Genomic DNA, 21,325 nt, shown 5'->3' on the forward strand with positions numbered 1-21,325 from the left:
GCCCATGGCCGCGATCTCGTCCACGGGGAACTTGTCGTCGGTGAGCTTGGTTTCCTGTAGCGCGATGATGTCCGGCTGCGCCTCGCCCAGCCACTGCTGGAGATGGGGCAGACGGACCTTCAGCGAATTGACGTTCCACGACGCGATCTTCATGGCGCCATTGTAAAGGAACGGCCGCGCGACGACCCGCGCGGCCCGTACCTCAGACGACCAGGCCGTAGCTCTTCAACAGGGCGTCCGGCTGCGGCTCACGGCCGCGGAAGGCCTTGAAGGACGCCAGTGCCGGGCGTGTCGCGCCCACGGCGAGAATCTCCTCGCGGAAGCGCTGCCCCGTGGTGCGGTCCAGCACGCCGGCTTGCTCGAAGGGCTCGAACGCGTCAGCCGACAGGACCTCGGCCCACAAATAGCTGTAGTAGCCCGCCGAGTAGCCACCCGCGAAAATGTGGGTGAACGCGTGCGGGAATCGCTGCCAGGCCGGCGGGTGCATGACAGCTACGTCGTGCCGCACCTGCTCGAGCACGTCGAGCGGACGCGCACCCTTGGCTGGGTCGTACTCCAGGTGCAGGCGGAAGTCGAAAAGGGCGAACTCCAGCTGGCGGACGAGGAAAAGCCCGGCGTGAAAATGCCGCGCGTCCAGCATTCGCTGGTACAGGTCGTCGGGCAACGGTTCGCCCGTCTCGTAGTGCTTGGCGAAGAGCCGAAGCGCCTCGCGATCCCAGGCGAAGTTCTCCATGAACTGGCTGGGCAATTCCACCGCGTCCCATTCCACGCCGTCGATGCCGCCGACCGACGGAATATCGACCTCGGTCAACATGTGATGCAGGCCGTGGCCGAATTCGTGGAACAGGGTGAGGACGTCGTCGTGGGTCAGGAGCGCGGGAGCGCCGTCCGTCGGCGGCGGGAAGTTGCAGGTCAGGAAAGCGATGGGCAGCTGCAGGTGTTCGCCGTCGCGGAAGCGCGACTCGCAGGTATCCATCCAGGCACCGCCACGCTTGCCCGAGCGCGCGTAGAGATCCAGGTAGGCACCGGCGAAAATCGAACCGTCCGCGTTCATGACATCGTAGTAGCGAACATCTTTGTGCCAGGTATCGACATCGTCGCGAGCAGCGAAACGGACGCCGTAAAGGCGTTCGACCACGGCGAAAAGGCCATCGATGGCGCCAGACGCGGGGAAGTACGGCTTGATCTGTTCCTCGTCCAGCGCGTAACGCTGCTGGCGAAGGCGCTCGGAGGCGAAGCCGACATCCCAGGGCTCGAGGTTGTCCAGCTTCAGTTCGTCCGAGGCGAAGCGGCGTAGTTCGTCCAGTTCCTTCTTCGCCACCGGTTTGGCCCGGGCCGCCAGGTCGCGGAGAAAAGCGAGCACGACGTCGGGCGAGGTGGCCATCTTGGTCGCCAGGGATTCCTCGGCGGCATTGGCGAAACCCAGCAGCTGGGCGGCCTCGTGGCGCAAGGCCACGATTTTCTCGATGCGCTCGGAGTTATCGAACTTGCCCTTGTCCGGACCCTGGTCCGAAGCGCGTGTCTGGTAGGCGTAATACACGGCCTCGCGCAGATCGCGATTCTCCGCGTAGGTCAGCACGGCCTGGACGCTGGGCTGCTTCAGGGTCACCAGGTAACCGTCCAGCGATTCCTCGCGGGCGTATTCGCGCAGCACGGCGCGGCCGGAAGCCGGAATCCCGGCAAGGTCGCGCTCGTCGGTGATGTGCTTGCGCCAGGCCTCGCTGGCGTCGAGTACCGCATTGGAGAACTCGGTGGTCAGCTTGGACAGTTCGACGCCGATCTCGCGAAAGCGGCTGCGGGCGGGTTCTTCCAACGCGACACCGGACAGGCGGAAGTCGCGCAGGGCATGTTCGACGGCTGCCCGGGCTGCGACCGGCAGGTCGGCGAAGTCGCTTCGATCCGCCACAGCCTGTACCGCGGCGTAGAGATCGCGGTTCTGACCGACTTCAATCCCATGATCGGTAAGCTTTTCTTCCGCCGCGCCATGCGCCTTGCGCAGGGCTTCGGAGTCGGCTACCGAATGCAGGTGGCTGACCGGCGACCAGGCCCGTGCGAGCACCTGGTCCAGACGCTCCTGGGTCAGCATGACGTGGTCGAAATCGCGCACCGCGTCGACGGCGGCGATCCGGTCGATGGCGATGCGCTGCTCGGCGATCAGGCTGTCGATCGCCGGCTCGATGTGTTCCGGGCGGATCGCCGAGAAGGCCGGCAGGCCGTTCGGGTCCAGAAGGGGATTGGTGCTGCTGTCCATCGGTGATCTCCTGTCAGGCGTCCAGCGTGGTGTTGCGGGCCAGCCAAATCAAGCCAGATAGTCGTCTTTCAGGCGCACATAGTTGGCCGCCGAGTAATACAGCTGGGCCACCTGAGCCTCGCTGAGCACCCTGACCATCTTCGCCGGGTTGCCTAGCCAGAGCTCCCGCTCGCCGACGATCTTTCCGGGCGGAACCACCGCCCCCGCGCCGACGAAGCCATTTTTCCGGATGACCGCGCCATCCAGCACCGTGGCATGCATGCCGATGAGGCAGCCGTCCTCGATGGTGCAGGCGTGGATCACCGCGCCGTGACCGATGGTCACGTCCTCGCCGATGATCGTCGGGAAGCCGCCGGGCGAGTACGGCCCGTCGTGGGTGACGTGGATGATCGCGCCATCCTGCAGGTTGCTGCGGGCGCCGATTCGGATGTGGTGGACATCGCCCCGGGCGACGGCGCCAGGCCAGATGGAAGCGTCGTCGCCCAGTTCCACGTCGCCGATGACGGTGGCCGCGGGGTCGACATAGACCCGCGCGCCGAGGCGGGGGTGGATGCCCTTGAAGGGCCGGATCGAGGTAGGCATGGCGCCATTCTAATCGGTCGCGCCATGCCCACCGTGGGCGTTACATGAACGAGCCACCCACGATACGGCCGTCGGCATCCAGCTTCGGGAAGTAGCGGCTGTTGTTCTGGCGCATTTCCCGGGTGGTCATCATGTCCGGCGTGACCAGCACGACATCCGGATAGGCGGCGTGGAACTGGGCGGGCGTGGGTTTCGTGGCGATAAAGGCGTCGAAAGCCTTCCGATCGGTCACGAACCCGGCAACCGGACGGGGCTGCGCGGCCTGGGCGGCTGGCACGGTCTGCGGCGCGGACTGGCAGGCCACGAGGGCGGCGCCGCCGAGCACGGCGGTGAAAAAGAGGACGGCGAGACGATGCATGGGAGGCTCCTTGCCTGGTGGAGCCTCGATTATGCCGTGGCCTCCGGGGCCGGATCATGAACGGGGTCGCGACTTCGCCTAGCCGTTTCGCCGACGAATCGCCTCGGCTTTCGCCTCGTCTTCCGCGGTGACGACGCGCTGCTGGGCGTCGAGCTTCGCGCCCAGGATGATCAGCGTGTAGTTCGTGGGATCGTAATCGCGCAACAACGCGATCTCACGACGCGCCTCCTCGAGTTCGCGCCGGTTGATCTGCCGCTCGATCTCCTGGGAGGCGAAGGGCAGCGTTTCACGCAAGGCATCTTGCGCCGTGGCGTTCTTCGGATCGAGCTGGCTGACGCTGAGGTAATACTCGTAGGCGTTGTTGCCCTGCGGCGCCACGAGCCGGCCTTCCCTCGTGGCATCGCGCGCCAGGCCGAGAAGGATGTCGATTTCGGGCGCGGCACCCGACGACGCACTGGCATCGCTGCTCACGGCATCCGAGGCGTCTGTGGAAGACGTGGCCTGATGGCTGCGAAACGCGACGAAGCCGCCAATGGCCGCCAGCGCGAGCACACCAACGGCAATAGCGAAAACCGTGCGTCGGGGAAACGCCGCGGTAAGTGTCTGGGACATGGGGGTGGTTCCGTGGCGCACCCGCAACCAGGCCGTCCCCCTGTTGGACGACCCCAGCGGGCTTGTCATCTTGGCGGCGGATTGTTGCATTCACGTTGCGGTCGGTCCGATCGCAAGAACTTGCCATTAACGCATTCCCGTCATTTAGACGGCCAAATGTGATTGCGATCATGGTTCGTCGCGATGCACAGGACTACGGTTGCCCGACTGATCGCCCTGATGACGTGCCGTGAGGGGGAAGGCCTGGTGCAGGGAGCTCGGTGGGGATACAGCACTCACGCAAGGGAGTAACCACAATGTCACGCAGGCTCACACCCTGGCTCGCATTCGCGGGCCTGACGGCAGGCTATGTCCTGTCGTTACCCTCCACGGCGACCGAACTGCAGCAGGCGGCACGCGCACTGCAGCCCACGTCCGCAGCGCGCGTCACCACCCAGGTCGAGAGCACGTCGACCTTCGCATTACCCGGTACCGCACCACGCAAGGCCATGGCCCAGTTCGACGCCGGAGCGATGTCGGCGAGCGACACGGTAAGCGACATCACCCTGGTGTTGAAGCGCGACGACGACCACGAGAATGCATTTCGCTCGTACCTCTCGCGCCTCAACAATCCCGCATCGCCCGATTTCCACCATTGGCTGACCGCCGCCCAGATCGGCGAGCGCTTCGGGCCATCGCTACAGGATGTCAAGACCGTGCAGCAGTGGCTGCGGTCGCAGCGCATGACGGTGTCGAGTGTTTCCGGCGACCGCATGCGCATCACCTTCTCCGGTCCTGCGAGCGCGGTGTCGAAGGCCTTCGGTACGCAACTGCACCGTTATACGGTGGACGGCGAGAGGCATTTCGCCAACAGCACCGAAACACGCATTCCTGCGTCGCTCTCGCCGGTGATCCGCAGCGTCGCCCTGCATAACTTCTTTCCGAAGCCGCAGCACACCGCGCTGATGCACAGCACGTTCGACCGCAAGCATGGCAAGTGGAGCACGGCCGATGCGGCGAAGCCGGCATTCACCGTGCCGCCCGGTACGAGCGATCCGAACACCACCTACGACATGGTGCCGGCCGACTTCAACCAGGTCTACAACGTGAAGCCCTTATGGGATCGTCGCAATGCCGTGCGCGGTGGCGGCCAGACGGTCGTCGTTCTCGAGCGCACCGACGTCCTCGCGGACGACGTGGCGCGCTTCCGCAGCGCGTTCCTGCCTGCCGACGCGAAGGGGACTTTCAGCACCCTGCATCCGCTGGATGGCGGCGTCGCCTGCGCGGACCCGGGCATGAACGGCGACGAAGGCGAAGCCGCCCTCGATGCCGAGTGGGCCGGTGCGGCCGCGCCAGATGCGAACATCGTGCTGGCGTCGTGTGCCGATAGCGGTGCCACATTTGGTCCCTTCATGGCTGCCGCGCGCCTTCTCGAAGGCGGTCCCGACGGTAGCCTTCCGCCCTCCGTGTGGAGCCTGAGCTACGGCGCGTGCGAGTCGGGCGATCCCAGCGATGCCTTTACCGCGGATGCGATCTGGTCGTCGGCGGCCGCGGAAGGCGTGACGGTGTTCGTCTCGACCGGTGACGGTGGTTCGACGCAATGCGATCAGGGTGCGTTGTTCTGGTCTACGTCGGGCGCTGCCGTGAACGGCCTCGCGTCGTCACCCTCGTCGGTGGCGGTGGGCGGTACGGACTTCAACGATCGTGGCCAGCAGTCCACGTACTGGACGTCGACCAACCTGCCTTACTACCAGTCCGCGATCAGCTATATCCCGGAAATGACCTGGAACAACAGCTGCGCCAGCAGCCACTTGTATACCTTGCTCGGCTACAAGGACGGCATCACCGCCTGCAACGACAGTGCCGGGCGGGGACAGGATTTCCTGCAGGTGGGCGGCGGTGGCGGTGGACCCAGCGGCGTTCATGGGCAGCCGGAGGAACAGATCGGCATCAGCGGCTCGACCAACCACACCTCACGCCTGTTGCCGGATGTGTCGTTGTTCTCGGCCAACGGGATCTTCGGGCACGCCCTGGTGTTCTGCATGTCCGATGCGGATAACGGTGGCACGGCCTGCGACTTCAGCAATCCCGATAACGTGTTCGCCAACTCCGCAGGTGGTACGTCGTTTGCCGCGCCAGCCATGGCCGGCGTTCAGACGCTGATCAACCAAGCCGCCGGCGGTCGCAGCGGCAATGTGTTGCCGGCCTTCTACGGCATTGCCGCACGCCAGTTCGGCACCGTCGGCTCGCCGAATACCAAGACACTCACCGCATGCAACGCCAGCAACGGCGTGACGATCGGCGCGGACTGCGTGTTCAACAACGTCACCGAAGGCGACATTGTGCAGCCCTGTGGGTCTGGCTCGCCCAATTGCGACACCGGGCACAAGCTCAACAACATCGTCGGCATCGTGGAGGGTGGCGATCCCACCACCAACGCGCTGGTTCCGGCCTGGAAGACGAACGTCGGTTACAGCATGGCGACGGGTTTGGGCACGATCAACGCGGCGAACCTCGTCGATGCCTACCTCGGTTGGGGCGCACCAGCCAGCCGCGGTTATGTCGCCTCGGCGGATTTCCTCTCGCTCAACAACCTGTTCACCAACGACGGCTACAGCGACTTCGCCTATGTCGATCCCACCCAGGGCGTCTTGCACTCGGTAGCGATGAAGGGTGCAGTGAGCCTGTATGACGAAACGCAGGCCATCGATCCGAGCCTTACGGTAACGGCCTTCGGCGACCTGGTGCCCGGGCTCGACGCGTTGTCGCTCAAGTCCGGCGAAATCGTCCTGCTCGGCGCCGATAACCAGGTGAACGTCTGGGTGTCCACCGGGACCGGTGGCTACTTCACCTTCGTGGTCAATCATGCGGTGCCCGCCACCTGGAAGCTGCTGGGCACCGGCGTCAACGATGCCAGCGGCACGCAGAAGCTGGTCTGGTTCGACACGGCGACCTCGCAGATCGTCTGGTGGTCGCTGGATCTCGATCCGGTCACGCAGAACGACATCATCGTCACCGCGGAATCCGCGCCGATCGACGGCGTCGCCGGCGCCACGCCGACGCTCGCCGATGCCAACGGCGACGGCTACACGGACCTGGTCTGGACTCGCACCGACAACACCTCGCTCGCCCTGTGGATCGCCGACCAGCAAGGTCATTTCGTGGCCCATGCGCTGCCGGACCGCCCGGCGGGTGCCACGCTCTATGGCGTCGGTGACATCGACGGCAACGGCACGACGGACCTGATCTGGACCGACACGGCCAATGCCCAGGTGAGCTGGTGGACGCTGGATGGTTTTCGCGTCATCGCGAAGAAGAGCCGTGCCATCCCGGCCGGATACAGCTTGGCCAGCATCGGCGACTACGACGGCGACGGCCTGGCCGACCTGCTCTGGCGCAACGCCAACAACCGCGTGTTCGAATGGCAGGGCACCGGCTCGGGCTTCACCTCGTTCAAGGTGGCCGATGCCTGGGGCACCGCCCTCGTGCTGGCCAAGCAGGACACCGTACCGGCCAACCGCTTCCAGGGTAGCCGCCGGGTAACTTCCGCACCGTAAGGCCTGACGACGGGCCGGCCCCTGGTCGCCGGCCCGTCGTTTTACCGAGAAGAGCCGTGAACGGCTACCTGAGCGGCTGACGTCCCCGGCGGCTGTGTCGCCGCGCTAGATTTGGGCAAGCCACAGGGGTCCGGCCACGTTTAGATGTGGCCACTGCCCAGGAAAGGAACGCCTTCATGATCTTCGTCCTTGCTCTGCTCATCGGCATCGTTGCCGGTCTCCGCGCGATGATGGCTCCGGCCGCCGTCGCCTTCGCCGCCCGTTTCGGCGGCCTCGCGCTCACGGGTACGCCGCTCGCCTTCATGGGCTACGCATGGACACCGTGGATCTTCGGCATCGCCGCGCTGGGCGAACTGATCACCGACCAGCTGCCGTCCACGCCGAGCCGCAAGATTCCCGTCCAGTTCGGTACCCGCATCGTGACGGGTGCCTTGTCGGGCGCCTGCATCGGCGCCGCCCACGATGCCCTGGTGATCGGCCTGGTCGCTGGCGCCATCGGTGCCGTCCTTGGCACCTATGGTGGCTCGGCGGCCCGTACGAAGATGGCCGCTGCCTTCCGCAGCGACCGTCCCGCCGCCATCGTCGAGGACATCGTAGCGATCGCCCTCGCGGCCCTGGTCGTCTTCTTCGCCTGATTACCGCGGTCGCGTCGCGGTCAGAACTTCGCGTTGAGGTTCACGAAGTACTGGCGCGGCGCACCGGCCATCAGGGTCTGGTTGTAGCCATCCGGATCGGAGGCGACGTAGCCGTTCGTGCCGGTCGAGGCGAAATAGCGCTTGTCGAGCAGGTTGGTCACGTTGAAGCCGATGCTCATCTCCTTGAGCACCGACAGGTTGCCGATGTCGTAGGCGAGACCGGCATCGACCACCCAGTACGACGGCACGGACGAATCGTCGGTGTAGGTGATGTAGCGGCGACCGGTGTACTTGCCTTCGACGTTCGCGCGCCAGCCGGCGATCTCGTAGCTCACCGAGCTGGAGAACATGGTCTTCGGCACGCCGACCACGTACTTGCCAGCCGTGTGGACGGTGCCCGAGTTCTGGTAGTCGTCCTGGTACTTGGAGTTGTTGTACGAGAACGAGTTGAGCCAGCTCAGGCCCTGCACCGGCTTCCAGAGGAAGGCGACGTCGGCGCCGCGACTCTTCACGTCACCCACGTTGTTGAGCGATGCGGCGCAGGTAACCACCGCCGGGCACGGCGTCGTCGCCAACAGGCGGTTCTCGAAACGCGTGTAGAACAGGCCCAGCGACGCCTCGAAGGTTTCGCCATGGGCGCGATAGCCCGTCTGCCAGGTCTGTGATTCTTCCGGCTTGAGGTGGTCCTTCGCCGCATCGAACGCCGCCTGCGACGTGCTGAACGGTGTGATGCCGAAGGCAGAGATGTTCTTCGCGTAGGAGGCGTAGATATCCTGGTTCGCGTCGAGTTTGTAATCGACGCCGGCCTGCGGCAGGAAACCCTTCTTCGCGCGCATCTGGCCCTGCGCGAAGGCCGTCGTCGGCACCAGCGAGGTCGCGTCCGTGGTGACGCGCAGCGACTTCGCACCGAAGTTGATCGTCAGCTGGTCGTCGAGGAGATGGATGGTGTCCTCGGCGTAGCCCATCCGCGTCTTGGTTTCATAATGCTGCAGGAAGGCGCGCAGGAACGGATCCTGGTCGTTGTAGACGGTGTACAGCGCCGTGTACTGACCGCTCAGCGTGAAGTAGTTGCGCTCCTGGTTGGTGTTGGAGTCCTCACCCCAGATGCCCACCTCGATATCGTTGTTGCCCACGCTGAACTTGAGCGCCGAGGTGATGCCATAGCGATCCAGGCCGTAGTCCGTGGTGCGCATCGAAATCGGAACGGTCGGCGAGGAGGCCTGGTACGGCGTAGCCCACTGACCTTCACCGCGATCCGCGTGGTAATAACCGGTCGTGTCGAGCGTCGCGCCGCCGAGGTTGAACGAGCCGGACAGGCCGGTCAGGGTGTCACGACGAATACCGCCGCCCGCGTAGTACGTCGCGTCGCCCTTGTCGTAATCGGCCGGCAGGCCGTTGAGCGAGGCCGGGTACTGTCCCTTGCCATTGAGGGCGTTGGCGATCTGCACCGCCGAGTTCCAGTCCGGCTGCAGATAGTCCCAGTTCCAGCCCAGCGCGCGCTGGCTGGTCAGGGACAGGTCCATGTAGTCGTATTCCTTGCGCTTGCTGCTGTCGACAAACAGGCTGATGCGGTTGCCGTCGCCCCACTGATACAAGGCTTTCAGGTTCGCCTGGTTCGACTTCTGGTCGCCGTAGCCCTTCCACTTGTCGGTATCCGCGTTGGCGAACGACACATACATGGAGAAGCCGTGGTAATCGCCGGAATCGACGCGTGCAAACGTGCGATGGGTCGAATCCGAGCCGATCACCTGATTCAGGCGCACACCCGGTTTCATATCCGGATCGGCCGAGTAGAACTGCACGGTGCCGCCGAGGTTGGTGTTCGAAGCCGTACCGAGCGCACCGGCGCCCTGGGCGAGTTCGACCGTCGCAAGGTTTTCGGTGGTGATGGCGCGCGTCACCTGCAGGCCGTCGGTCACGCCATAGCCCATCGTGCCGAGGGGAATGCCATCCAGTGTGAAACCCAGGCGCGACTGGTCGAAGCCATGCAGCGTGATCTGGGTCGACCACTCGTAGGCGCCCCAGGGATCGGCGGACTGGAACTGCACGCCGGGCAACTTGTCGAGCGCTTTCAAGGCGCTGGTGCCGGGCGTCTGCTGTTTGGTGATCTCCTCGACACCGATGCTCTGGATCTGCCGCGTTTCACCCGGCGCGATCACGGAAACGGCATCGAGCTGCTTCGCGTCCTTGGTGGTCGCGGCGACGCCGTCCGCTGCGGGGGCGGCCTTGTCGTCGTCGGCGGCGTGGACGAAACCGGCATGCAGCGACAGTGCAAGTGCGGTGGCGAGGGCGGTGCGACGGAGCGAAGCACGTGCGAACGTCATCGGGTCGATCCCCTGGAGGTGTAAAACCAGAGAGAGTCGCGGCTGCGCATGTATCGCCGTTTACTTGCAGATGACGGCTGGTTGACGGTGGATCAAAGCGTGATCCCGTTATCTTTGCGCTGGTTTTGTCCAAGGCGCGGGTTTCATCCAAGTTGATTTCGGACTTCTGGACGTCCGTAAGCTGTGACGCTTCCCGAAACGCGCTACAGTCGAGCGTCACTCGCCAGAGCGCACCGGGCCCTCATGATCGACTGGACCGCCGTTACCACCGTCCTCTCCGTCTACGTCGTCGGCGTGATCATCCCCGGCCCGAATTTCGTGGCCGTAGCGCACAAGGCCGCCTCGACCACCACCCGCGAGGCGCTGGCCCTGGTCGCCGGCGTCGTAGTGGTGAACCTGTTCTGGGCGAGCTGCTCCATCCTGGGGGTCGGCATTGTCTTCGCGACATTCCCGTGGATCGCACTGGCCGTAAAGATCACCGGCGCGGCGTACCTGATCTGGTTCGGCGGCCGTTTGATCGTCAAGGCGGGGAGTGCGGGTGCGAGCCTGCCCCCGGCCAGTGGCCGCAGCCTTGGGCAGGCTTTCCGCACGGGCGTCGCCACGAATATCGCCAACCCGAAGTCGATAGCCTTTTTTGCGGCCGTGTTCGCGGCAGCCGCACCCAGGCATGTCTCGATGCCCACCTTTCTCGGCATGCTCGCCACCGTGGCGATCGTGGCGTCGGCCTGGTACGGCATCGTGGCCATCGTGTTCGCCACGCCGAGCGTGGCCCTGCGATACCGGCGTGGAAAGGCCTGGATCGATCGCTTCTGTGGTGGCGTGATCGTCGCCCTGGGAATTCGCCAACTGGTTCGCTGAAAACACCGGTCATACGGCCAGCTTGAGCTCGGCAAGAGCAGGAGGTTCCGATGCGTCTCACAATCCATCTCATGGGGCCCGCCGCGGCGGTCCTGGCGCTGGCGGGATGCGTCACCGCGCCCCCGGAAGTCGCCGTCATCCCGACGGTCGCCCCGATCGCCGTGTCCTGCCAGACGGATGCGATCACCGACCAGCCCTGCATCGCCATGGCTCGCAAGCGGTGCAGCGCGCCGACCGTGGACACGATTCGACTGGTCCTCGCGAAGCAGGTTCCTGCCGATGCGCAGACCACGCCAAAAACCGTCTATGAGTACCAGGCGGCCTACGCCTGTCCGGAACAGCCCGTCGCCACGCTGCCCTGAAGCGTGGACGTCAGTGCGCTGCCGTGGCCTGTTCCAGCCTGGCGATGAAGTGCATCGCGTAATCGCGATCCGGGCCGCACATCTCTTCGTCGGGCTTTAGTCCACCGCAGACCTTCGGCCGTTCAGGCCGGCCGAAGATCGCGCAGCGGTTGTCGTCGGTCAGCTGCACACAACGCACACCGGCCGGCTTGCCGTGAGGCATGCCGGGGATCGGCGAGCTGATGGAGGGCGCGATGCAGCAGGCACCGCAGCCCATGCGGCAGGACAACGACGTGCTCATGTTCCGGGGCGGGTTCAGTATCTCTGGCGAAGCAGGTTGTAGACCGGATCCGTATCCGGCCGCTGTCCGTGCCAGCGCTCGAACGCATCCGCGGCCTGCTCGACCAGCATGCCGAGGCCGTCGCGGAAGTAGCGCGTCCCAGCGGCCGTGGCCCATCCCTTGAAGTCCGCGGCGGCGGCGCCGTAACAGAGGTCGTAGCAGGTGCTGTGATCCTGCAGGATCGACATCGGCAGGTCGAACGCGCCGCCGATGACGCCGATCGAGGTGGCGTTGACGACGAGGTCGAAGCACTTGCCTTCCAGGTCGTCCCAGTAGCGCGTATGGCACCGGGCCGGCTCGCCGATGGCGTCGGCCAGCTCGTCGGCGCGCTCGGGGCTGCGGTTGACGATGGTCAGGGTCTGGACGCCGGCGTCCATCAGCGCCCAGGCAACGGCACGTGCCGCGCCGCCGGCGCCGAGCAGGAGGGCGTCGTGACCGCGCAGGTCGAGTGAATGACGTTCGGTGATATCGCGAACGAAGCCGCTGCCGTCGGTGTTGTGCGCCTGGAGCTTGCCGCCAGCCTGGAGCTTGCCGCCAACCAGCGGCGTGAGGGTATTAGCCGCACCCGCGCGGATCGCGGCTTCCGAGCGCTCGGAGGCGACGTTCAGCGCGGCGATCTTGTGCGGCATGGTCACGTTGGCACCGAGGCCGCCTTCGGCGAAGAAACGGCGCACGGCCGGCTCGAACTGATCCGGCGCGACATCGATGGTCTCGTAGCTCAGGCGGATGCCGAGCTGGTCGGCAAAGGCCTGGTGGATCTGCGGGGACAGCGAATGCGCGATCGGGTGACCGAACACGGCAAAACGGTGCGCTTCAGCGCTCATGGACTCTCCTGGATCGACGCCGGACCGAACCCGCCCGGTAGGCCAATTCTAACGCCGCCTACTGGTAACCGGGCTTGCCGACATCGTCCGGTGATTGGGGTACGCGACGCATCTGCTCGACCGGGAAGCCCTGTTGACGGGCTACCTCGAGCAGCCGCTGGTACACGGCATCGTCCATGCGACGGTCCTTCGACATGATCCAGAGCAGCTTGCGCGAGGGCAGGCCGACCATGCTGACGCGGTAGTCGTCGGACAGGGCGAGGATCATATAGTCGGAGCGGAAGGGCCAGAGCAGCTGCACTTTCCAACGGCTGGCGTCCTTGGGGTCGGGAAGCCACGCCTTGCCATGCCACGTTTTCGCTGGCTGATCGAAGCCCTTGCGGTAGTGATAGACGTTGTCTATCTGGCCGTCAGGCCGCAACGTGTATTCATCGGCCGTGGCCACCTTCCCGCGTTCGGCGAAGTTGGGAATGTTCCCCATGACGTACCACATGCCCATGTAGCGCGGCAGGTCCACCTGGTCCACCGTCTTCAGTGGCGCATTGATGGCGCAGCCGGCGGTCGCCATGCCGGCGGCGAGGAGGAGGGCCAGCGGGATTCGGGTCATGGCCTAGCGTGGGCCGCGCCGCGTCACGACGGGGTCAACGCGTCGCGATCCCTGAGACAGGGGGTGACTAGCCTGAGCGCTACCGACCCGCCGTCCCGGAGTTACGCCATGAACGACACGCTCTCGCCCCGTCGCCTCCGCGCCCTGATCGCCCTCGGCTGGCTCGCGGTGGGAACCCTGGTCCTGCTGGTGACCCCGCTTTCGGCGCATAGCGAATCGCTGGGCTGGACGCCCGCGTTCTGGCTGATGCTGGCGCCGGCCAGTGTGCTGGTGGCCATGAAGCCGGGCCTGCCGCTTTCCCTGTTGGCTGCGCTGTTCCGGCGTTGAGGGTAAGAGCTCGCCGATGAATCGGCTCCTACAAAGAGCCTCGGCGTCAGGTGGTGATGCCTAGGCGCTTGAGCTCCAGGCGGCGGAGGAACTCCTGCATGATCCGCAGGTAGAGGTCTTCGCCGAGGTAGCCGTCTTCGACGCCGGCATCGATCGACGGGTTGTCGTTGACCTCGATCACCACCGGCTTGTCGCCGACCTGCTTGAGGTCGACGCCGTAAAGGCCGTCGCCGATGGTCTGTGTCGCCTTCAACGCCAGCTTGACGACCTCGGCGGGCGCCTCGCGCACGGGCACCGTGCGGAAACCACCGGATTTGGCCGTGCCTTTGGCGCCATGGTTGTAGATCTGCCAGTGCCCACGCGACATGTAGTACTGGCAGGCATATAGCGGCTCGTGGTTGAGCACGCCGATGCGCCAGTCGAACTCCGTGTAGAGGTATTCCTGCGCGATCAGCAGCGCGCTGTGCGAGAACAGCTCGGCAGCTGCCTTTTCCAGCGCTTCGCGTGTTTCCACCTTGACCACGCCGCGCGAGAACGAGCCGTCGGGAATCTTCAGGACGATGGGCAGGCCCAGACGATCGGGCAGGTCGCGTACGCGCCTGGGGTCGTCGCGGTAGATGATCTCGGTGATCGGCGTGGCGAGCTTGCGCGCGACCATCAGGTCGTTAAGGAAGATCTTGTTCGTGCAGCGCAGGATCGACGTCGGGTCGTCCATCACCACCATGCCTTCCTTTTCCGCGCGATGCGCGAAGCGGTAGGTATGGTTGTCGCTGGCCGTGGTTTCGCGAATGAAAAGGCCGTCGTACTCGGCGAGCCGCTGGTAGTCGTTCTTACCGATCGGGTCGACCTCGATCCCCAGGTGCTTGCCCGCTTCGATGAAATGCTTCAGTGCCTTCTTGTTCGACGGCGGCATGCTTTCGTTTGGATCGACCAGCATGGCGATGTCGTAACGGAAACGACGGCGCGCCTTGGGCTTGCGCCAGAGTTTGCGAGAAAACTTGTCCAGTGCCTGGGCAAAGGCATCTTCCTGAGCGTCATCCAGCGTGTGCAGGCCGACGGGCTTGATCGACGAGACCTGCCACACGCGATCGCGCTCGAATTCGATACGCATCAGGGGGCAGGGGAACATCTCGAAGATCTGTCTCGCAAGATCCTGCAGATCCTCGTAGGCCGTTTCGCCGAAGTAGACCAGCACGCCGAAATCGGTGGTGTCCCGGCCCCCCGCCGGCAGGAAGTTGGCCAGCTTCTGGTTGAGGTCGTCGATGTCCAGGCCGTAGAGCGAGCGGCGACGCAGGTCGTTCACCGTGCGCACCGACGGAATCACCTTGTGTCCGCGCGCTTCGGCGAGCAGGGACACGTAGTAACCGGTGCCCAGGTACTTGTAGCTGCGGCAGAGATTGATGACGTGAGTGCGCTCGTCGTCGCTCCCGACGGGCTCACGGAGGTAGTCCATGGCGCTGACGACATCGGCGGATGGGTAGTAGGAGCCCCAGTCCGAGGCTTTTTCCACGACGATGACGAGCCGGCTCATGAGACCTCGACAGACGACGAATACCGTTGTGTCGACCCCGCGTGGAGCCGTTCGTTTCGTCGGTGGCGCAGTGTGGTCCTCCGGTGCCGCGGCGCACAAGCGCCAGCGCTGAAGCCCGTTTAAACGAGTTCATGAAAAAGTCATTGATCAGCCCGGGCACGAGGTCTACAGTGCCGCGCTTGCCGATTCTCCCCGTCCGGCTCCGCAGCCGTCATCCCCCTCGCGCCGGAGTTTCCATAGCGCATGCGTCCACCCCCGGTAACCGCCGCGGTTCGCGTTCGTCGCGCCGAGGTCAGCGATCTCGACGATCTGGTCGCCCTCGAGGAATCGAGCTTCGCGCAGGACCGACTGAGCCGTGCCCAGTACCGCAAGCACCTCGACAGCGAGAGCGCCCTCGTGCTCGTCGCCAGTGCGAACCATCGCCGCTTCCTCGGCACCGCGGTCGTCTTCTTCCGCAAGGGCAGTACCGTCGCCCGCCTGTATTCGATTGCCGCCAAGCCGCAGGCCCAGGGCAAGGGCGTGGGCTCGGCGCTGATCGAAGCCTCGGAAGAGACGGCGCGCTCGCGCGGCTGCCGTGCGCTCCGGCTCGAGGTCCGCAAGGACAACGCCGTGGCCATTCGCCTGTATGAGCACCGTGGCTACCGGATCATCGGCGAGTACGCGCACTACTACGCCGACGGCGCCGATGCCCTGCGTTTCGAAAAGCCGCTCTGAGCACGGCAGGGCTATACTGGCGGCCGTTTACGGGGAATCGCCCATGCGCCGACTGATCCTGCCGTTCGCCATCGCCGCTACCGCTGCCGCCGTGCTTTCCGCGTGCGGCCAGAAGGGCGACCTGTTCATGCCTCCGCCGCCGGCACCCGGCACGACAGCCAGCCCGCAGGCGGCGCATCCGGCCGCGGCATCGACCGTCGAGGGCCCGGCCAAGGCCAGCAGCACCATCACCCCGTTCAACTCCGTCATTCACCAGTAACGACGATGCCCAATCGCTTTACCAAGATGCATGGGATCGGCAACGACTTCGTCATCGTGGACTGGCGCGAGGATGCCGGGCGCATTCCGAACGCCGCCCGCATCGCCGCCCTGGCCGATCGCCACACCGGGATCGGCTTCGACCAGCTGATCAGCATCGAGCCTGCGCGCGATCCGTCCTGCGAGTTTTACTACGGCATCTGGAACGCGGACGGTACGCCGTCGGGCCAGTGCGGTAATGGCGTTCGCTGCGTCGCTGCCTGGCTGTTCCGCGACGGCGTGATCGAGCGCGATACCGACGTTCGCCTGGAAAGCCCGTCCGGGCCAGTCACGGTGCGGGTCCTCGACGAGGGCCGCGTGGTGGTCGACATGGGCGAACCGGATTTCGATCCGGCCTCGCTGCCCTTCACCGCCCCGGGGCTGGCTGCCACCTATACGCTCGATGTGGTCGGCGAACGGATCACCTTCGGCGCCGTGTCGATGGGTAATCCGCATGCTGTCGTGTTCGACGACGACCTCGCCGATCCACGCATCGACCTGCTCGGCCCCGCGCTCACGGTGGACCCGGCGTTCCCAGAAGGCGTGAATGTCGGCTTCGCCCAACGGCTGGGGCCTGACCGGATCCGCCTGCGCGTGCATGAACGCGGCAGCGGCTGGACCCGCGCCTGCGGCACCGGCGCCTGCGCCGCGGCCGCCGTGGCCCAGTCCCTCGGCATGGCCACCCCGGTGGTGAACGTGGAACTCCCGGGCGGCATCTTGACTATCGAATGGCACGGCCCCGGCCACACGCTGTGGATGACCGGCCCGGCCGCCTTTGTTTTCGAAGGCGAAGTGTGACGTTCGCATGCGAACGGGGCACACTGACGACAAACAGGAAGCAGACCCCATGACCGACTCCGCGATCGACGGCGACATCAAGCCAGCCACCGTGGCGTCCTACCTGCGGCGACACCCGGATTTCCTCGCCGACTACCCCGAGCTCGCCAACGCGCTCACCCTGCCGAGCAGCAATGGCCCGGCGGCATCGCTCGCCGTGCATCAGTTGCGGGGCCTGCGCGAGAAGAACGCCGAGCTCGAGACGCGGCTGAAGGAACTCGCCTCGATCGCCGGGGACAACGAGAAGCTGATGCGCCGCGTCCACGGGCTGATGCTCGCCTTGCTCAGCGCGAAAGACATCGAGGAAACCGTGCGCAGCGTGGTCCGCCGCCTGACCGAGGACTTCCAGTCCGAGCGGATTCGCCTGGTCTTCTTCGGCGACCTCGCCGGCCTGCCGGACGAGCCGTGGCTGCTTCGCGAGCCGCGCGGCAGCTCGGGCCTGCCCGAATTCACCTCGTTCCTCGAGCACGCCGACCCGGTTGCCGGGCGCCTGGCGCCGGACAAGCTGCATCGCCTGTTCGGCAATGAAGCTCCCGAAGTCCGTTCGGCGGCCCTGATGCGCGTGGGTCCGGACGCCTTGCTGGCGATCGGCAGCGCCGATGCCGACCGTTTCCATCCGGGCATGGGCACCCTGTTCCTGGACATGATTTCGACCACCGTCGGCTCGGCGATCGAACGGGCACGGAACGCGGCGTGAGCCCACGCGAGGCCGTCGAGGCCTTCCTTCGGCACTTCGCTGCCGAACGCGCGCCGTCGGTTCACACACTGGCGGCGTATCGCCGCGACCTGGAGAAGCTGCTCCGCTTCATGGAAGCCGACGGACTGGCGAGCTTCGATGCGCTCAGCCCCGATCGTCTGCGCGGGATGATCGCCCGCGAACATCGCGGCGGCCTGCAGCCCAACAGCATCCAGCGCCTGCTTTCGGCCTGTCGGACGCTGTTTCGCTACCTCACGCGGGAAGGCCAGCTGGCTCACGACCCGGCGGCGGCCGTGCGCGGACCGAAGGTGCGCCGCAAGCTGCCGCAGGTGCTGGACGCCGATGAAGCGAAGGAGCTGGTCGAGACCACGCTCGGCGGAACGCTCGCCCCGCGGGACTCCGCCATGATGGAGCTGTTCTATTCAAGCGGCCTGCGCCTGTCCGAACTCACCGGCCTGCACTGGGGCGACCTCGACCTGGAAGACGGCCAGGTGCGCGTGCTCGGGAAAGGCAGCAAGACGCGCATCCTGCCGGTCGGCCGCTTCGCCATCACGGCCCTGAAGGCCCTCGCCGCCCTGGGCGGTGCCGGGCCGGAGCAGCCCGTGTTCAAGGGCCGCGGCGGGGCGCCGATCAGCGCCCGTGCCGTGCAGATGCGACTGGCCAAACTATCGAGCGGCCAGGCCAAGCGGGTGCATCCCCACATGCTCCGGCACACCTTCGCCAGCCACATGCTGGAGTCCTCCGGCGACCTGCGCTCCGTGCAGGAGCTGCTCGGCCACGCCGACATCGCGACGACACAGATCTACACCCACCTCGATTTCCAGCACCTGGCCAAGGTCTACGACGCGGCGCATCCCCGCGCCAAGCGCAAATAAGACAGGTAGGAGCCGATTCATCGGCGAATAATGAATAAACCCGCTGCGCAGCAGCGCTCCTCTCAGGTTCCTGGCCTCAGCCCTACCGAAGGAAGAGCTCGCCGATGAATCGGCTCCTACCAAGGAGGTTCCCGAAGCGGGTCGTGGCCCATCAGGCTTGCGACACCACGCCCTGGCCCCCACCTCTAGCCGACTCCCCAAAGGAACCCGCTATGGAACCGATGCACGCTACGACCATCGTCTGCGTCCGCCGCGACGGCAAGGTCGTCATCGGCAGCGACGGCCAGGTCACCCTTGGCAACACCGTCATGAAGGCCAACGCCCGCAAGGTGCGCCGCCTCGGCAAGGGCGACGTCCTGGCCGGGTTTGCGGGCGCCACCGCAGACGCGTTCACCCTGTTCGAGCTGTTCGAAGAAAAGCTGGTCAAGCACGGCGGGAACCTCACGCGTGCCGCCGTGGAAATGGCCAAGGAATGGCGTACCGATCGCCGCCTCGGCCGCCTCGAAGCCATGCTGGCCGTGGCCGATAAGGAAGCCTCCCTCCTGATTTCGGGCAATGGCGACGTCCTCGAGCCCGATCACGGCTTGATTGCGATCGGCTCGGGCGGACCTTATGCCCAGTCCGCAGCGCTCGCGCTGATGGAGAATACCGAGCTCGATGCGCGCACGATCGTAGAAAAAGCCCTCAAGATCGCAGGCGATATCTGCATCTACACCAACCACAACACGTCCATCGAGGAGCTCTGAGCCGATGTCCGAACTCACGCCCCGCGAGATCGTCAACGAACTCGACCGTTACATCATCGGCCAGCAAGACGCCAAGCGCGCCGTGGCCATTGCGCTGCGTAATCGCTGGCGCCGCATGCAGTTGGAACCAGGCATGCGCGAAGAGGTCACCCCGAAAAACATCCTCATGATCGGCCCGACCGGCGTCGGCAAAACCGAGATCGCCCGTCGTCTGGCCACCCTGGCCAATGCCCCCTTCGTGAAGGTCGAAGCGACCAAGTTCACCGAAGTGGGCTATGTGGGCAAGGATGTGGAGTCGATCATCCGGGATCTCGCCGATGTGTCGTACAAGCTGGTCCGAGACCAGGCCAAGGGACGCGTGCGCAGCCAGGCCGAGGATGCCGCCGAAGATCGCCTGCTCGATGCGCTGATTCCGCGCCGGCAGGCCACCGGCTGGGACGACACCGGCACGCAGACGCCGGCCATCGACAGCGATACCCGGCAGAAGCTGCGCAAGCAGCTGCGCGAAGGCGGCCTGGACGACCGCGAGATCGAGCTGGATTTCGCCACCAACGTCGGCGTCGAGATCATGACCCCACCGGGCATGGAGGAAATGAGCCAGCAGTTGGGCAAGATGTTCCAGAACCTCGGCGGCTCGAAGTCGCAGAAGCGCAAGATGACGATCCGTCAGGCGCGCCCGCTGCTGATCGAAGAGGAGGCCGGCAAACTGCTCAACGACGACGACCTGCGTACCCGCGCCGTCGATATCGCCGAGCAGAACGGCATCGTCTTCATCGACGAGATCGACAAGGTCGCCCAGCGCTCTGAGTGGGGCGGTGCGGGCGTGAGCCGCGAAGGCGTGCAGCGCGACCTGCTGCCGCTGGTGGAAGGCTCGACCGTGTCCACCAAGTACGGGGCGATCAAGACCGACCACATCCTGTTCATCGCGTCGGGCGCGTTTTCGCTGGCCAAGCCGTCGGACCTGATCCCCGAGTTGCAGGGTCGCCTGCCGATCCGCGTGGAACTCAACGCGCTATCGGTCGACGACTTCAAGCGCATTTTGCGCGAACCGCACAATGCCCTGACCAAGCAATATGTTGCGCTGCTCAATACCGAAGGCGTCACCCTGGAGTTCACTGATTCCGGGATCGACCGGCTGGCCGAAGTGGCGTTTCAGGTCAACGAACGTACCGAGAACATCGGCGCGCGCCGCCTGCATACGGTCATGGAGCGCCTCCTGGAACGCATCTCCTTCGAAGCAGCCGACAAATCCGGCGAAAAACATGCCATCGACGCCGAATATGTCGACAAAACGCTGTCGTCACTCGTCAAGGACGAGGATTTGAGCCGTTACATCCTCTGAACAATGAGGGGTCCCCCCTCTGGTAAACTATTGACGTATATGGGCAAGGTTATTCAACTCAAAACCAACGGCCAGCGTGCGAGCCTGCGTGAAGCGCAGGACAGCCAGCAGCTGGTACGTTTGTGGCGCGACGAACTCGAACACGGCAGCTTCTGCGGCTACGTGGGCGGAGTCGGTCGCGAATTTTTCCTGCTGTGGGTGATCGGCGACGGTGTCAGCTATGACGGCATGTACATCATGCGGCATCGCGACATCTCCGAATTCGAAGCACCCGACAAGCACAGCACCTTCCTCGAGAAGGCCCTCGCGCTGAAGGGCATCCGCCCGACGCCGCCGGCCGACTTCCCGCTCGACGACATCCAGCAAGTGGTCCAGGCGGCCGCTGCGCACGCGCCTGTCATTGGCGTGCATGTGGATAGCGAAGACGAAGCGGAGGTCTGCTACATCGGCCGCCTCGTCAGCGTGGAGGAAGAAGGCTTCAACATGCAGGAGATCACTCCCGACGCGGAATGGCTGCGTGAGCCGTCGTTTTTCTCGTGGGACGAGATCTCCACCATCAGCATGGAAGACGCCTACGCCACGTCGCTCCTCGCCGTGGCCGGCGACCCGCCGCCGCTCGAACAGGGCGACACCGGCGGCGGCTTCGGCAGCGCGCACTAAGGCGAGTCTTTTCTGTGGGAGCCGATGAATC

At 65.3% G+C, this 21,325-nt stretch carries 23 protein-coding genes; 13 read left to right on the top strand and 10 right to left on the bottom strand.

Annotated features, from left to right (window positions below):
* The 5 genes from AC1DYM_RS08695 to AC1DYM_RS08715 all read right to left on the bottom strand — a co-directional run.
* A partial coding sequence (locus AC1DYM_RS08695) for an endonuclease/exonuclease/phosphatase family protein (protein ID WP_477337684.1) occupies nucleotides 1–153 on the bottom strand: 153 nt, incomplete at its 3' end.
* A gap of 49 nt (nucleotides 154–202) precedes the next feature.
* The gene (locus tag AC1DYM_RS08700; protein ID WP_477337580.1) at nucleotides 203–2,251 is read right to left on the bottom strand and encodes a M3 family metallopeptidase; all 2,049 of its coding nucleotides are present in this window, start codon (nucleotides 2,249–2,251) and stop codon (nucleotides 203–205) included.
* A gap of 48 nt (nucleotides 2,252–2,299) precedes the next feature.
* On the bottom strand, nucleotides 2,300–2,833 hold the full coding sequence (locus AC1DYM_RS08705; protein WP_046968083.1) for a gamma carbonic anhydrase family protein: 534 nt from the start codon (nucleotides 2,831–2,833) through the stop codon (nucleotides 2,300–2,302).
* Nucleotides 2,834–2,873: 40 nt separating this feature from the next.
* Nucleotides 2,874–3,191 (bottom strand): hypothetical protein, encoded by a 318-nt coding sequence (locus AC1DYM_RS08710; protein ID WP_477337581.1) that lies wholly within the window; start codon nucleotides 3,189–3,191, stop codon nucleotides 2,874–2,876.
* A 78-nt stretch (nucleotides 3,192–3,269) separates the two neighbouring features.
* Nucleotides 3,270–3,803 carry an energy transducer TonB gene (locus AC1DYM_RS08715; RefSeq protein WP_477337582.1) on the bottom strand — a complete coding sequence of 178 codons (534 nt, stop codon included), beginning with the start codon at nucleotides 3,801–3,803 and terminating at the stop codon, nucleotides 3,270–3,272.
* A 296-nt stretch (nucleotides 3,804–4,099) separates the two neighbouring features.
* Here AC1DYM_RS08715 and AC1DYM_RS08720 point away from each other — a divergent pair, with 296 nt between their 5' ends.
* Nucleotides 4,100–7,339 (top strand): protease pro-enzyme activation domain-containing protein, encoded by a 3,240-nt coding sequence (locus AC1DYM_RS08720; protein WP_477337583.1) that lies wholly within the window; start codon nucleotides 4,100–4,102, stop codon nucleotides 7,337–7,339.
* 176 nt (nucleotides 7,340–7,515) lie between these two features.
* On the top strand, nucleotides 7,516–7,974 hold the full coding sequence (locus AC1DYM_RS08725; RefSeq protein ID WP_477337584.1) for a DUF4126 domain-containing protein: 459 nt from the start codon (nucleotides 7,516–7,518) through the stop codon (nucleotides 7,972–7,974).
* Between the two features lie 20 nt (nucleotides 7,975–7,994).
* Here AC1DYM_RS08725 and AC1DYM_RS08730 read toward each other — a convergent pair whose 3' ends face one another.
* On the bottom strand, nucleotides 7,995–10,298 hold the full coding sequence (locus AC1DYM_RS08730) for a TonB-dependent receptor (protein ID WP_477337585.1): 2,304 nt from the start codon (nucleotides 10,296–10,298) through the stop codon (nucleotides 7,995–7,997).
* A 243-nt stretch (nucleotides 10,299–10,541) separates the two neighbouring features.
* Here AC1DYM_RS08730 and AC1DYM_RS08735 point away from each other — a divergent pair, with 243 nt between their 5' ends.
* Complete coding sequence (locus AC1DYM_RS08735) at nucleotides 10,542–11,156, top strand: LysE family translocator (protein ID WP_477337586.1); 615 nt, start codon at nucleotides 10,542–10,544, stop codon at nucleotides 11,154–11,156.
* Between the two features lie 50 nt (nucleotides 11,157–11,206).
* Nucleotides 11,207–11,518: a hypothetical protein gene (locus tag AC1DYM_RS08740; RefSeq protein ID WP_477337587.1), complete on the top strand. Its 312-nt coding sequence runs from the start codon at nucleotides 11,207–11,209 to the stop codon at nucleotides 11,516–11,518.
* A 10-nt stretch (nucleotides 11,519–11,528) separates the two neighbouring features.
* On the opposite strand, the gene AC1DYM_RS08745 is transcribed toward AC1DYM_RS08740, so the two are convergent.
* From AC1DYM_RS08745 to AC1DYM_RS08755, 3 genes are read right to left on the bottom strand one after another with little or no spacing between them, the layout of a single operon-like run.
* Complete coding sequence (locus AC1DYM_RS08745; RefSeq protein WP_477337588.1) at nucleotides 11,529–11,798, bottom strand: YkgJ family cysteine cluster protein; 270 nt, start codon at nucleotides 11,796–11,798, stop codon at nucleotides 11,529–11,531.
* A gap of 14 nt (nucleotides 11,799–11,812) precedes the next feature.
* Complete coding sequence (aroE, locus tag AC1DYM_RS08750) at nucleotides 11,813–12,661, bottom strand: shikimate dehydrogenase (protein WP_477337589.1); 849 nt, start codon at nucleotides 12,659–12,661, stop codon at nucleotides 11,813–11,815.
* Between the two features lie 58 nt (nucleotides 12,662–12,719).
* Nucleotides 12,720–13,268: a lipocalin family protein gene (locus AC1DYM_RS08755; RefSeq protein WP_477337590.1), complete on the bottom strand. Its 549-nt coding sequence runs from the start codon at nucleotides 13,266–13,268 to the stop codon at nucleotides 12,720–12,722.
* Nucleotides 13,269–13,376: 108 nt separating this feature from the next.
* Between AC1DYM_RS08755 and AC1DYM_RS08760 the strand changes: the two genes are divergently transcribed.
* Nucleotides 13,377–13,595, top strand: a complete 219-nt coding sequence (locus AC1DYM_RS08760) for a hypothetical protein (RefSeq protein ID WP_477337591.1) — start codon at nucleotides 13,377–13,379, stop codon at nucleotides 13,593–13,595.
* A 46-nt stretch (nucleotides 13,596–13,641) separates the two neighbouring features.
* Here the strand turns inward: AC1DYM_RS08760 and AC1DYM_RS08765 are convergent, their stop codons facing one another.
* Nucleotides 13,642–15,126 (bottom strand): RimK family protein, encoded by a 1,485-nt coding sequence (locus tag AC1DYM_RS08765; RefSeq protein WP_477337592.1) that lies wholly within the window; start codon nucleotides 15,124–15,126, stop codon nucleotides 13,642–13,644.
* Between the two features lie 243 nt (nucleotides 15,127–15,369).
* On the opposite strand from AC1DYM_RS08765, the gene AC1DYM_RS08770 reads away from it, so the two are divergent.
* The 8 genes from AC1DYM_RS08770 to AC1DYM_RS08805 all read left to right on the top strand — a co-directional run bounded on the left by AC1DYM_RS08770 (nucleotide 15,370) and on the right by AC1DYM_RS08805 (nucleotide 21,294).
* On the top strand, nucleotides 15,370–15,840 hold the full coding sequence (locus tag AC1DYM_RS08770; protein WP_477337593.1) for a GNAT family N-acetyltransferase: 471 nt from the start codon (nucleotides 15,370–15,372) through the stop codon (nucleotides 15,838–15,840).
* 43 nt (nucleotides 15,841–15,883) lie between these two features.
* Entirely contained in the window at nucleotides 15,884–16,099 is a 216-nt protein-coding gene (gene lptM / locus AC1DYM_RS08775) for an LPS translocon maturation chaperone LptM (RefSeq protein WP_477337594.1), read from the top strand.
* 5 nt (nucleotides 16,100–16,104) lie between these two features.
* Nucleotides 16,105–16,935, top strand: coding sequence for a diaminopimelate epimerase (gene dapF / locus AC1DYM_RS08780; RefSeq protein WP_477337595.1), 831 nt, complete (start codon nucleotides 16,105–16,107; stop codon nucleotides 16,933–16,935).
* 49 nt (nucleotides 16,936–16,984) lie between these two features.
* Complete coding sequence (locus tag AC1DYM_RS08785; RefSeq protein WP_477337596.1) at nucleotides 16,985–17,671, top strand: DUF484 family protein; 687 nt, start codon at nucleotides 16,985–16,987, stop codon at nucleotides 17,669–17,671.
* Nucleotides 17,668–18,546 (top strand): tyrosine recombinase XerC, encoded by an 879-nt coding sequence (locus tag AC1DYM_RS08790; RefSeq protein WP_477337597.1) that lies wholly within the window; start codon nucleotides 17,668–17,670, stop codon nucleotides 18,544–18,546. The genes AC1DYM_RS08785 and AC1DYM_RS08790 overlap by 4 nt, the downstream gene beginning before the upstream one ends.
* 212 nt (nucleotides 18,547–18,758) lie before the next feature.
* Nucleotides 18,759–19,292, top strand: a complete 534-nt coding sequence (gene hslV / locus AC1DYM_RS08795) for an ATP-dependent protease subunit HslV (RefSeq protein ID WP_477337598.1) — start codon at nucleotides 18,759–18,761, stop codon at nucleotides 19,290–19,292.
* 4 nt (nucleotides 19,293–19,296) lie between these two features.
* The gene (gene hslU, locus AC1DYM_RS08800; RefSeq protein WP_477337599.1) at nucleotides 19,297–20,634 is read left to right on the top strand and encodes an ATP-dependent protease ATPase subunit HslU; all 1,338 of its coding nucleotides are present in this window, start codon (nucleotides 19,297–19,299) and stop codon (nucleotides 20,632–20,634) included.
* 39 nt (nucleotides 20,635–20,673) lie between these two features.
* Complete coding sequence (locus AC1DYM_RS08805; RefSeq protein ID WP_046968102.1) at nucleotides 20,674–21,294, top strand: hypothetical protein; 621 nt, start codon at nucleotides 20,674–20,676, stop codon at nucleotides 21,292–21,294.
* Nucleotides 21,295–21,325: the final 31 nt, after the last annotated feature.

The sequence above is a fragment of the Luteibacter sp. P1_D3 genome, assembly GCF_056406135.1.

Excerpts from the sequence above, each read along its gene's own strand:
- AC1DYM_RS08700 (WP_477337580.1), bottom strand. The coding sequence starts at position 2,251 with ATGGACAGCAGCACCAATCCCCTTCTGGACCCGAACGGCCTGCCGGCC.
- AC1DYM_RS08705 (WP_046968083.1), bottom strand. The coding sequence starts at position 2,833 with ATGCCTACCTCGATCCGGCCCTTCAAGGGCATCCACCCCCGCCTCGGC.
- AC1DYM_RS08710 (WP_477337581.1), bottom strand. The coding sequence starts at position 3,191 with ATGCATCGTCTCGCCGTCCTCTTTTTCACCGCCGTGCTCGGCGGCGCC.
- AC1DYM_RS08715 (WP_477337582.1), bottom strand. The coding sequence starts at position 3,803 with ATGTCCCAGACACTTACCGCGGCGTTTCCCCGACGCACGGTTTTCGCT.
- AC1DYM_RS08720 (WP_477337583.1), top strand. The coding sequence starts at position 4,100 with ATGTCACGCAGGCTCACACCCTGGCTCGCATTCGCGGGCCTGACGGCA.
- AC1DYM_RS08725 (WP_477337584.1), top strand. The coding sequence starts at position 7,516 with ATGATCTTCGTCCTTGCTCTGCTCATCGGCATCGTTGCCGGTCTCCGC.
- AC1DYM_RS08730 (WP_477337585.1), bottom strand. The coding sequence starts at position 10,298 with ATGACGTTCGCACGTGCTTCGCTCCGTCGCACCGCCCTCGCCACCGCA.
- AC1DYM_RS08735 (WP_477337586.1), top strand. The coding sequence starts at position 10,542 with ATGATCGACTGGACCGCCGTTACCACCGTCCTCTCCGTCTACGTCGTC.
- AC1DYM_RS08740 (WP_477337587.1), top strand. The coding sequence starts at position 11,207 with ATGCGTCTCACAATCCATCTCATGGGGCCCGCCGCGGCGGTCCTGGCG.
- AC1DYM_RS08745 (WP_477337588.1), bottom strand. The coding sequence starts at position 11,798 with ATGAGCACGTCGTTGTCCTGCCGCATGGGCTGCGGTGCCTGCTGCATC.
- aroE (WP_477337589.1), bottom strand. The coding sequence starts at position 12,661 with ATGAGCGCTGAAGCGCACCGTTTTGCCGTGTTCGGTCACCCGATCGCG.
- AC1DYM_RS08755 (WP_477337590.1), bottom strand. The coding sequence starts at position 13,268 with ATGACCCGAATCCCGCTGGCCCTCCTCCTCGCCGCCGGCATGGCGACC.
- AC1DYM_RS08760 (WP_477337591.1), top strand. The coding sequence starts at position 13,377 with ATGAACGACACGCTCTCGCCCCGTCGCCTCCGCGCCCTGATCGCCCTC.
- AC1DYM_RS08765 (WP_477337592.1), bottom strand. The coding sequence starts at position 15,126 with ATGAGCCGGCTCGTCATCGTCGTGGAAAAAGCCTCGGACTGGGGCTCC.
- AC1DYM_RS08770 (WP_477337593.1), top strand. The coding sequence starts at position 15,370 with ATGCGTCCACCCCCGGTAACCGCCGCGGTTCGCGTTCGTCGCGCCGAG.
- lptM (WP_477337594.1), top strand. The coding sequence starts at position 15,884 with ATGCGCCGACTGATCCTGCCGTTCGCCATCGCCGCTACCGCTGCCGCC.
- dapF (WP_477337595.1), top strand. The coding sequence starts at position 16,105 with ATGCCCAATCGCTTTACCAAGATGCATGGGATCGGCAACGACTTCGTC.
- AC1DYM_RS08785 (WP_477337596.1), top strand. The coding sequence starts at position 16,985 with ATGACCGACTCCGCGATCGACGGCGACATCAAGCCAGCCACCGTGGCG.
- hslV (WP_477337598.1), top strand. The coding sequence starts at position 18,759 with ATGGAACCGATGCACGCTACGACCATCGTCTGCGTCCGCCGCGACGGC.
- hslU (WP_477337599.1), top strand. The coding sequence starts at position 19,297 with ATGTCCGAACTCACGCCCCGCGAGATCGTCAACGAACTCGACCGTTAC.
- AC1DYM_RS08805 (WP_046968102.1), top strand. The coding sequence starts at position 20,674 with ATGGGCAAGGTTATTCAACTCAAAACCAACGGCCAGCGTGCGAGCCTG.